At 54.7% G+C, this 9774-nt stretch carries 5 protein-coding genes and 2 riboswitches; of the genes, 3 read left to right on the top strand and 2 right to left on the bottom strand.

Annotation, left to right across the window (positions count from 1 at the left end):
- Window positions 1-900: 900 nt before the first annotated feature.
- Window positions 901-1851 carry a magnesium transporter CorA family protein gene (locus Q0482_RS08880; protein ID WP_299145566.1) on the bottom strand — a complete coding sequence of 317 codons (951 nt, stop codon included), beginning with the start codon at window positions 1849-1851 and terminating at the stop codon, window positions 901-903.
- Window positions 1852-2229: 378 nt separating this feature from the next.
- Window positions 2230-2661: a hypothetical protein gene (locus tag Q0482_RS08875; RefSeq protein ID WP_298025395.1), complete on the bottom strand. Its 432-nt coding sequence runs from the start codon at window positions 2659-2661 to the stop codon at window positions 2230-2232.
- Between the two features lie 443 nt (window positions 2662-3104).
- Window positions 3105-3208: riboswitch (glycine riboswitch) on the top strand.
- A gap of 114 nt (window positions 3209-3322) precedes the next feature.
- On the opposite strand from Q0482_RS08875, the gene Q0482_RS08870 reads away from it, so the two are divergent.
- The 3 genes from Q0482_RS08870 to Q0482_RS08860 all read left to right on the top strand — a co-directional run bounded on the left by Q0482_RS08870 (window position 3323) and on the right by Q0482_RS08860 (window position 9347).
- Window positions 3323-4768 (top strand): sodium:alanine symporter family protein, encoded by a 1446-nt coding sequence (locus Q0482_RS08870; protein ID WP_366517995.1) that lies wholly within the window; start codon window positions 3323-3325, stop codon window positions 4766-4768.
- A gap of 1616 nt (window positions 4769-6384) precedes the next feature.
- Window positions 6385-7581: a dicarboxylate/amino acid:cation symporter gene (locus Q0482_RS08865; protein WP_299145562.1), complete on the top strand. Its 1197-nt coding sequence runs from the start codon at window positions 6385-6387 to the stop codon at window positions 7579-7581.
- A 157-nt stretch (window positions 7582-7738) separates the two neighbouring features.
- A riboswitch (glycine riboswitch) is annotated at window positions 7739-7836 on the top strand.
- 125 nt (window positions 7837-7961) lie between these two features.
- Window positions 7962-9347 carry a sodium:alanine symporter family protein gene (locus tag Q0482_RS08860; RefSeq protein WP_299145560.1) on the top strand — a complete coding sequence of 462 codons (1386 nt, stop codon included), beginning with the start codon at window positions 7962-7964 and terminating at the stop codon, window positions 9345-9347.
- Window positions 9348-9774 lie beyond the last annotated feature (427 nt).

Below are 9774 nucleotides of genomic sequence, written 5' to 3'. Positions count from 1 at the left end.
TGAAATTGGTCAAATTCGCCCGGCTCAAAATGGCGATTTACGCCTGGCTCTAACACAGTCCGGGATCGGCTCCGCCTTGCAGGCAGGTTGAGGGGCTGCCGGCCCAGGGAGTTATATAGTACCGCTCTGTGCGTATCCCGCATGGGATACGCAAGTCAGCCGAAGTTGGCCTCTAGCCTGCCCAATAAGAGGCCTTCCTTTTAGTCGGCTGACCGATTGGGGAGGTGGGCGCCTTGCGGCGCCATTATAAATGCCGCCTGTCGGCGGCGAAAACCTTTACAACCGGGCTTCGCCCGGGGACAACAAGCCAACCGCCCTTACGGGCGTCGGAAAAGAGTTTCCCCCTTGCCCGCTTCGCGGGACTTCCCCCGCAAGCGGTGGCAGAATAAAACGCCGCGAGCCTTAGTGTTCATAAGTGGCTCAAGGTATAGCACGGGTTGTTGTGCCCCCGCTTTTGCGGGGGAAAGGTGGTGCCGTAGGCACCAAAGGGGGAAAAGCGGCCGTAAGGCGGCTAATCACTGTAAAGTATGTCTTGCTGATGAATCCAAAGGCATCCAGCCGGAACCAGCCGGCAGCAGGAAGCTGGAAGCCGATTGCCTTCACCTTTACCCCCAGCGGCTCCTTCCCGCCGACTGGTATTTAACAGCAAATGTGTCAACATCTACATGTACCGAGATTCTTCACTTCGTTCAGAATGACGCGTAGGGCGGGAAGGGAATCCCGTAACGCTGACTTTATACTCATCGCCGCGAAGCGGCGATACCACAACCCTCGGGCCGAAGGCCCGTCAAACTTAAGAACCTTAAGAACCCTAAGAACCTTTTCCACCACCTTCTGAATCCTCCGACTCCCCATTTCAAAGAGGCGCCAATTAAAAAACCGGCCTGCGCCGGTTTTTTTTCACAGCATATCTTTTTTCCAGAGGATAAAGGTGGCCACCATGGTGACCAGGATGCCTATGAGGATAACACCCCAGAATCCCAAAGGTGCGTTGGCCCAGGGGACGGGGACGTTGATGCCCCAGAGGCTGAATATCAATGTGGGGATGGCCAGGATGATGGTGACGGAGGTTAAAAATTTCATGATCTGGGACAGGCGGTTGGAGATGATGGAGGAGAAGGAGTCCATCATGGACATCAGAATGTTGGTATAGATTTCCGCCATTTCCAATGCCTGCTTGTTTTCGATGATCACGTCTTCCAGCAGGTCCTCGTCTTCCTCGTACATTTTGAGGAGGGAGTGGAGGGGGCTGTTCCGGAGGCGCATGAGGCGCTCCATCACGTTTTCATTGGCGTGGAGGGCGAAGTTGAAGTAGGTCAGGGATTTCTGCAGTTCCAGCATACGGAAGAGTTCTTTGTTCTGCAGGGATTTCCGGACCTGGGTTTCAATGACGTCGGTCTGTTTGTAAATCTGCTGCAGGAAGAACAGGAAGGAAGAGGATGCCTGGGAGAGGATCTGGAAGAGGAAACGGGTTTTCTTGTATGTCTGGAAGGAGGTGAAGGAGTTGTTCAGGAATTTCTGGATCACCGAGTTTGATTCCAAACACACGGTGACGAAGAACTGGCGGGTGATGAAGATACCCAGCGGCAGGGCGTCGTAGGCGTCTGTTTCCAGTACCACCGGCGTATTGACAACGACGAAGATGTAGTCGTCTTCCAGCTCCACGTGGGACCGTTCTTCTCTATCCAGCGCGGTCTGCAGGGAGTCAACGGGAATACCGGTGAGTTCGTTCAGCCTGTTCAGTTCTTCCGTATCCGGGGCGGCGCAGTTGATCCAGGAGCCTTTCTCCAGCTGCTCCAGCGGTACCTCGCAGAGGATGTGGTTTTCGTTGTGTTTGTAAGCTCGAAGCATGGCGCGCCCCCTTTCTTTTTCTACTTATTTTACTATAGTCAGAAATGGCGGTTCTGTCAATGAAATTGTGGTGATGGGGGATAGGCGGCAGCATTCCCAAAAGAGAGCTGCGGCGGCTTTCGGTTTTCCTGGCAGGAGTCACTATGGACAGGTACCAAGATTCTTCGCTTCGCTTAGAATGACTTGTCCGGTGGGAGGGTAAGTAACGCTGACTTTATACTCATTGCCGCACCAGCGGCAATCCACAGCCCTCAGCCGCGAAGCGGCTGTCAAACCTGAGAACCTTTTCCATCGCAGCTCACGGTCCGGGTGCCCCTTTGCTGCCTGCGGCACCACCTTTCCTCCGCAGACGGGGCACAATCAGAATGGGGCTGGCCCTTACAGCTCCGGCAGTTCCCTTCCTTCCAGGGTCTTCCTGACCAGGCGGATATGTTTGTCCACCGTTTCCACATTCCATTCTGTTTCCAGCATTTCATCGCCCGAAAGGCGGAGGACGCATTTGCCTTTGTCTCCGGTGAAGAAGCTTTCGATGGCGTCTATGCGGACGTAGCCCAGGGTGGGCGGCTTTCGGGCGAGGCGGATCTGCACGAAGATGGTGCCGTCGTTTAAGAGGACACCGGTGCCCCGGCGGCGGTGGAAGAGTTTCCGGCAGGCCCGGTTGTCGTTGCCCATGAAGGCGGCCATGGTGTTCATGTATCGTTCTACGCTGCAGAAACGGCGGCAGTGACGGCCGTCGTCGTAGACCACCATGCAGCCCTGGGCGGGGCCGTTCATGATGGGGATGAGTGCTTTAATCTGTGATGATTCCATATATCCCTCCTGTACGAAATGATTTCTTTTTCTGTTCCGCGGGGCATGGCGGGAAGAGCTGCTGGAAGCTCTGCATCACCCTCCAATGAGAACATGAGTTCTTTATGGATTATACAAGAACTGATGTTTGAAATCAAGGGCACCGCCATGGATTCCCTGTCTTACGAATCCATTTCATGGAGCATGTATCTGTAAAATGGATAAAAACGGAGGAAATCGATGAAAAACAAATATAGTTGGACTTATTGCAATTTCGTGAAGGTAGTGTATAATTTGATTAAATCACTTTTCTGCAGGAATTCAGACAACGCAGGGTGATGGAGAAACGTACGGGAAGCCGTACCATATTGGTGGATGATGTACACTGAAAAATGAGAGTCCCAAGGGCCCTCTGCCGAAGGAGTAATACTATCAGGCGTTCAGAAGAACACGAAACTGTGTACGGACACATCTCTGGAGAGTCCCATTCAGTTGGGCGCCGAAGGTGTAAAGGGATTTCACCCGTAGAAATTCCGAATCTCTCAGGCAAAAGGACAGGGCTGGCACATGGGTAACTCCCGTGTTTTCTGTTACGCCAGCATCAGTCTCTTTGGAGCCTGAGTGCGGCGATTTTTTGTTTATCATAACAATTACGGGAAACAAGGGGGACATGATTATGGACATGGCACAGATTAATCAACTTGTAGGTACCATTGACGGGTTCGTATGGGGGCCTGTCATGCTGATTCTGCTGGTAGGCACGGGCATTTATATGACCGTAAGCCTCCATTTCCTCACCTGGAGGAATCTTCCCTATGCGCTGAAGAGCGTATTCGGCCATGATGCCCGCACCACCAGCCGCGGCAGCGGCGACGTTTCGCCTTTCTCCGCCCTGATGACCGCCCTGGCTGCCACCATCGGCACCGGCAATATTGTCGGTGTGGCTACCGCCATGTTTGCCGGCGGCCCCGGCGCCCTGGTATGGATGTGGCTGTCCGCCTGCTTCGGACTGTCCACCAAGTTTTCCGAATGTATGCTGGGCTTCAAGTACCGTGAAGTAAATGCGAAGGGTGAAATGAAGGGCGGCCCCATGTTCACCATGAAGAACGGCTTCAAGAACCGGAGAGCCGGCCTCATCATGGGCACTCTCTTTGCCTTCTTCGCCGTTATCGCTTCCTTCGGCATCGGCAACATGACCCAGGCGAACTCCATCAGCACCGCTGTGGAAACCACCTTCGGCATTTCCACCACCATCGTAGGCGCCGTGCTTACGGTGCTCACCCTGGCTGTCATCGTAGGCGGCATTACCTCCATTTCCAAAGTTTCTTCCGTTGTCGTTCCCGGCATGGCTGCTTTCTACATCCTGGCAGGCCTGCTCTGCATTGTTATCAATTATGAAAATATTCCCCACGGTCTTTACCTCATCCTTATGATGGCCTTCGATCCTTCCGCCGTGGAAGGCGGCGTGGTAGGCACCATCACCGTGTCCGTCATGAATGCAGTCCGCTTCGGCGTGGCCAGAGGCTGCTTCTCCAATGAAGCAGGCCTGGGCTCCGCAGCCATTTCCGCCGCTGCTTCCACCACCGACCGTCCTGCCAGACAGGGTTATATTTCCATGACCGGTACCTTCATCGATACCATCGTAGTATGCTCCATCACCGGTCTCACCATCGCTTCCTCCGGCGTCCTGGGCACCCTGGGCGCTGACGGCAAGCCCCTGACCGGCGTGGCTCTCACCATGGCCGCCTTCTCCACCCATCTGGGACAGGCAGGCAGCTACATCGTTTCCATCGGCATCATCCTCTTCGCCTACTCCACCATCCTGGGGTGGGAATACAACGGCGAAAAAGCCTGGGAATACCTCTTCGGCACCCATAAATACAACATTATTTACCGTGTCGTCTTCTCCCTTGTGGTATTCGTAGGCGCCACCCAGACCCTGGATCTGGTATGGAACCTCTCCGATATCGCCAACGCCCTCATGGCTATCCCGAACCTCATTTCCATCCTCGTTCTCTCTCCTGTGATTAAGGAAGAAGTCTTCTCCTTCCAGCAGGTGATTCAGCAGGAAAAAGCAGGAAAAAAAGCACTGGCCCATGAAACGGCCAATGAATCGGTGAAAATCTGATATCCTGATATGAAATCAAAACCCCGGCTTTCCGCCGGGGTTTTGTGCTGTCTGCATGAGGGGGGGGAATAACGGCAGGAAGGTGCAGAAGGGGGCTGGACTGGTGTGCCGGTGAGATTGCTGCCGGCTATCGGCTGACCGACTTGGTGGGCGCCCCTTTATGGACACACCCTGCGGGCGTGAAGGTTCAGAGGGTTCGGCCCGCTAAAAGCGGGCTGGTTCATAAGGTTCAAAGGGTAGTGGTAGGCGCCCTTAAATAATGAAGGGCGCCAGTTTGTATAAAACCATACAACCGCTACTGCGGCGCGTGGAAATGCGGCACCCCCTTTGGTGGCTGCGCCACCACCTTTCCCCAAAGGGAAGCATGTCACTGGATTTTCGGGGCGCTTTGCTTCCCTACAGCACGGCTATCACCGACTCATTGGATTCTCAGGTTGCTCCCGCTCCCTTACGAATCCAGTTCTCTGGTGCAACTCCAGTTCCTTTGGCACCCCGCAGGAAGGGGCACAACAACCCGTGCTTTATTTAGAGCAACTTTTGATGGTAAAGCTTCGCGAAGCTTTATTGTCCCACCGCTCCGCGGGGGGAAGGTGGTGCCGTAAGGCACCAAAGGGGGAAAGGCCGCCGGAGGCGGCCAATTCAGCAGAATTTTTAGCGTGATTTAAGCAGCAGGAGGCAAGACCCGTAACGTCCTTGCGTCCCCTTTAGGGGAAGAGGGCCACGAAGTGGCGAAGGGGTGGACGAGGCGGCAAGACGAAATGATACCCTATGCTGGTGTGACCGATCGCAAGGCAGCCTTCTGGGAGGAGATTTCTCGGCTCCCTTTCACTGGCTCCACGAAACTATGTGATTCATATCGGCTTGTACCACCGCTCGAAATGACAGGGCGGCAAAGGAGTCACAAAAGCCAGTCCCGCAACGCCGACTTTATATTGCGCCCATAGGGCGCCTCCACAACCCTCAGCCACGAAGTGGCTGTCAAACTTAATAACCCTTGGGCCGCAGGCCCATCAATCTTAAGAACCTTTCTACATAACCATTTTACACAACCCGCCGCCGACAGGCGGTGCACAGCGAACACATTTTGCACTAGCGAACTGGATTTGTAGGGGAGCATCAGCGACCCGAAAATCCAGTGAGTCAGTGACAGCAGTGGATGCACTATGCGAACTGGATTCGTAGGGGAGCAGAGCGACCTGAGAATCCAGTGAGTCAGTGACAGCAGAGGATGTAGGAGCACAGCGACGCACAAAATGTAGTGAGTCGTTTCCCCTTGAGGGGCCATAACCCTCGCCCGCAAAGCGGGCGTTAACCTTCCCCTCTGGGAACAAAACTAGCGGGCCCTACGGGCCCGTCCCCCTTTGGTGGCTGGCGCCACCACCTTTCCCCCGCAGGCGGGGGGACAATAAAAGAGGGGAAGTCGGCCCCTATTTATAACCAAATCCACCGTATTTCATGAATTATAATTCAAACAGTATCATTTATATATTCTATCGACTATTCGATTTCCATATACATAGAAATGTATAAAAGATTTTATAAATATATTGGTTAAGCCGTATATATTTGCTATAATAGGGTAAATATAAGTGCAAGTATATGAGGGAGGGCACGAAATGAACTTATCTGTACAAATTTTCATTTCCCTGGTTCTGTCCGTAGTGGTAGGACTGGTGCTGGGGGACGGGGCGGCGGCTCCGGTGAAGACATGGATCGCGCCTATCGGCACCATGTTTATCAATCTCATCAAAATGATGATCGTTCCGGTGGTTTTCTGTTCCCTGGTGGTGGGCATGACCTCCATGGGGGATATGAAGAAGCTGGGCCGTATCGGCGTGAAGACCCTGTGCATTTACATGGTCACCACCGCCATTGCCATTGTCATCGGCTTTGCGGTGGCCGGCATTATCCAGCCGGGTATCGGCATGGCCCTTCCTACGGATGCGGCGGCGCCGAAGGTGAAGGAAGCGCCTACCATTATGCAGGTGTTTGTGAACATGATTCCTTCCAACCCCATTGCCTCCATGGCTAAGGCGGACATTCTGCCGGTTATCATCTTTGCCCTCTTCGTAGGGGCGGGCATTGTTTCCGTCGGCGGGAAACGGGCGGAAACCCTGATTTCCTTCTTTGATGCTTCCGCTGAAGTGTGCTACAAGATCATCGGCATGATCATGAAGACGGCGCCCATCGGCGTGTTCTGCCTCCTCCTTCCGGTGGTGGTGCAGAACGGCCCGAAGGTGCTGCTGCCGCTGCTTTCCGTCATTATCTGCATGGCCGTAGGCAGCGTCATCCATGCGGTAGCCGTGTATTCTTCCATGACCACTGTGGCGGCCCACATGAGCCCCCTGAAATTCTTCCGGGGCATGTCGGAAGCCATGGCCATTGCCTTTACCACCTGCTCTTCTGCCGGCACCCTGCCTGTGAACATGCAGAACGTGCAGACCAAGCTGGGAGTGAAGCGTGACATCGCCTCCTTCGTACTGCCTCTGGGGGCCACCATCAATATGGACGGCACGGCGCTGTACATGGGTATCTGCTCCCTTTTCATTGCCAACGTATTCGGCATTCCCCTTACCATGGACCAGATGATGATGATCGTCCTCACCGGCACCCTGGCTTCCATCGGTACCGCCGGCGTGCCCGGCGCAGGGCTTATCATGCTGGCCATGGTGCTCCAGTCCGTAGGCCTTCCCATGGAAGGGCTGGCTCTGGTGGCAGGCATCGACAGGGTACTGGATATGTTCCGTACCTGCCTCAACATCACCGGCGATGCCGCTGTGGCAGTGGTAGTGAATGCTACGGAAAAGGAATAACTTTTTGAAATCGATTTCATGAATACATATTGTGTATTTCTTCATGATAATTTATAATAGTGACAACTTCACAAGTGGATGATGCATGCGGAAAAAGGCCGATGGCCTGCCGAAGGAGTAACACTATCAGGCGTTCACAGAACACGAAACTGCATGCGGACAGAACTCTGGAGAGCCCCGGGAAACCGGGCGCCGAAGGTGCACAGGCCGGATGTCCGGCTGTAATCTCTCAGGCAAAAGGACAGAGCCGGGCGGTGATTGAAACCAATGACCGCCGGCTCTGTTTTGTTTTATCTGGGCCGGCGGTTTTATTGTGGGTAGGAAAGCATGAAATGATTGTATGCGGGGTAGTGAATCGGAATGATTCAGGGGAGGTTTTTATGTTAGTGGATGTATTGAACCGGATCGACAGTATCGTGTGGGGGCCCTGGCTCCTCATCCTGCTGGTGGGCACCGGCGTGTTCCTGTCCTGCCGGCTGGGATTCCTGCAGGTGATGAAGCTGCCAAGGGCGCTGAAGCTCATATTCTTCGCAAGAAACAAGGGGGACGGAGACATTGACTCCTTCAAGGCCCTCTGCACCGCCCTGGCTGCCACCGTAGGCACCGGCAACATTGTCGGCGTGGCCACCGCCATCAAACTCGGCGGCCCCGGCGCCCTCTTCTGGATGTGGCTGGCTGCCTTCTTCGGCATGGCCACCAAATTCTCCGAAGGCTGCCTGGCCGTGAAATTCCGGCAGGTGGACGACCAGGGAAATATTGCCGGCGGCCCTATGTACTATATTGAAATGGGACTTGGCAAAAAATGGAAACCCCTGGCCGTGGCCTTTGCCCTCTTCGGCATTATGACCGCCATGCTGGGCAGCGGCACCACCACCCAGATGAACGCCATCGTCTCCTCGGTGAACGCAGGATTCGGCGTTTCCACCTATATTACCTGCGCCATTGTCACCATCCTGGTAGCCATCATCACCTTCGGCGGACTCCAGTCCATTTCCAAAACCGCCTCCAAAATCGTGCCGGCCATGGCTGTCATCTACTTCATTATCACCGTTATTTTCCTTGGCATGAATGCCTCCGAACTGCCCCGGGCCATCGGGGAAGTCTTCAGCGGCGCCTTCAATGGAACCGCCGCCGCCGGAGGATTTGCCGGCGCCGGCCTCATGCTCACCATCCGAAGCGGTATTGCCAGAGGCCTTTACTCCAATGAATCGGGACTGGGCTCTGCCCCCATCGTAGCCGCCGCCGCTAAAACCAAGTGGCCTGCTGAACAGGGCCTCATTTCCATGACCGGCACCTTCATCGACACCATCATCATCTGCACCCTCACCGGCCTCACCATCATCGTATCCGGCGTGTGGACCGGCCCCACCAACGGCGCTGAAATGACCCAGGCCGCCTTCGCCACCACCTACGGAAGCCTGGCTCCCTTCATTCTCACCATCTCCCTCACCCTCTTCGCCTTCACCACCATCATCGGCTGGAACTACTACGGCGAGAGGTGCTGGGAATACCTCTTCGGCACAAAGACCATCAAACTCTACCGTATCGGCTACATTATCATCCTGGCCTCCGCCGTATTCCTTAAGCTCGAAGCCATCTGGTCCCTGGCGGACATCGTGAACGGCCTCATGGCTATCCCGAACCTCATCGCCCTCCTGGGCCTCTCCGGTGTCATCACGGCGGAAACAAAGAAATACTTCACCCACCTGGCCATCAGGGATGCCAAACTGAAAGCCTACAAAGCAAGAAGAATAGGAAAGAAATAAAAATGAGGCTGTGAAGAAATGATTGAACATTTTTTCACAGCCCCTTTTATTTGCGGCCGCTGTCGGCTTCCGGCTATCGGTATCGGCTGACCGCCGACTTGGTGGGCGCCCCTTTTATGGACACGCTTTCAGCGTGAAGGTTCAAAGGGCTCGGCCCGCTAAAAGCGGGCTGGTTCAGAGGGTTCAAAGGGTAGTGGTAGGCGCCCTTAAATAATGAAGGGCGCCAGTTTATATAAAACCATACAACCGCGCCTGCGGCGCGTGGAAAAGAGCGCCCCCTTTGGTGGCTTGCGCCACCACCTTTCCCCCGCTAAGTTCGGTCGGGCGACAAAAGGAAAGCGCTCTTATGGGCAGGCTAGGCGCCTTACTTCGCCCGACTTGCACATCCTATGCAGGATGTGCACAGTGTCCCTATGGGTACTCAGCA

This window comes from uncultured Dialister sp., from assembly GCF_937959425.1.
Lineage (GTDB): Bacteria > Bacillota > Negativicutes > Veillonellales > Dialisteraceae > Dialister.
The sequence above is the reverse complement of the archived record's forward strand: the minus strand, read 5'-3'. Positions and strand labels throughout refer to the sequence as shown.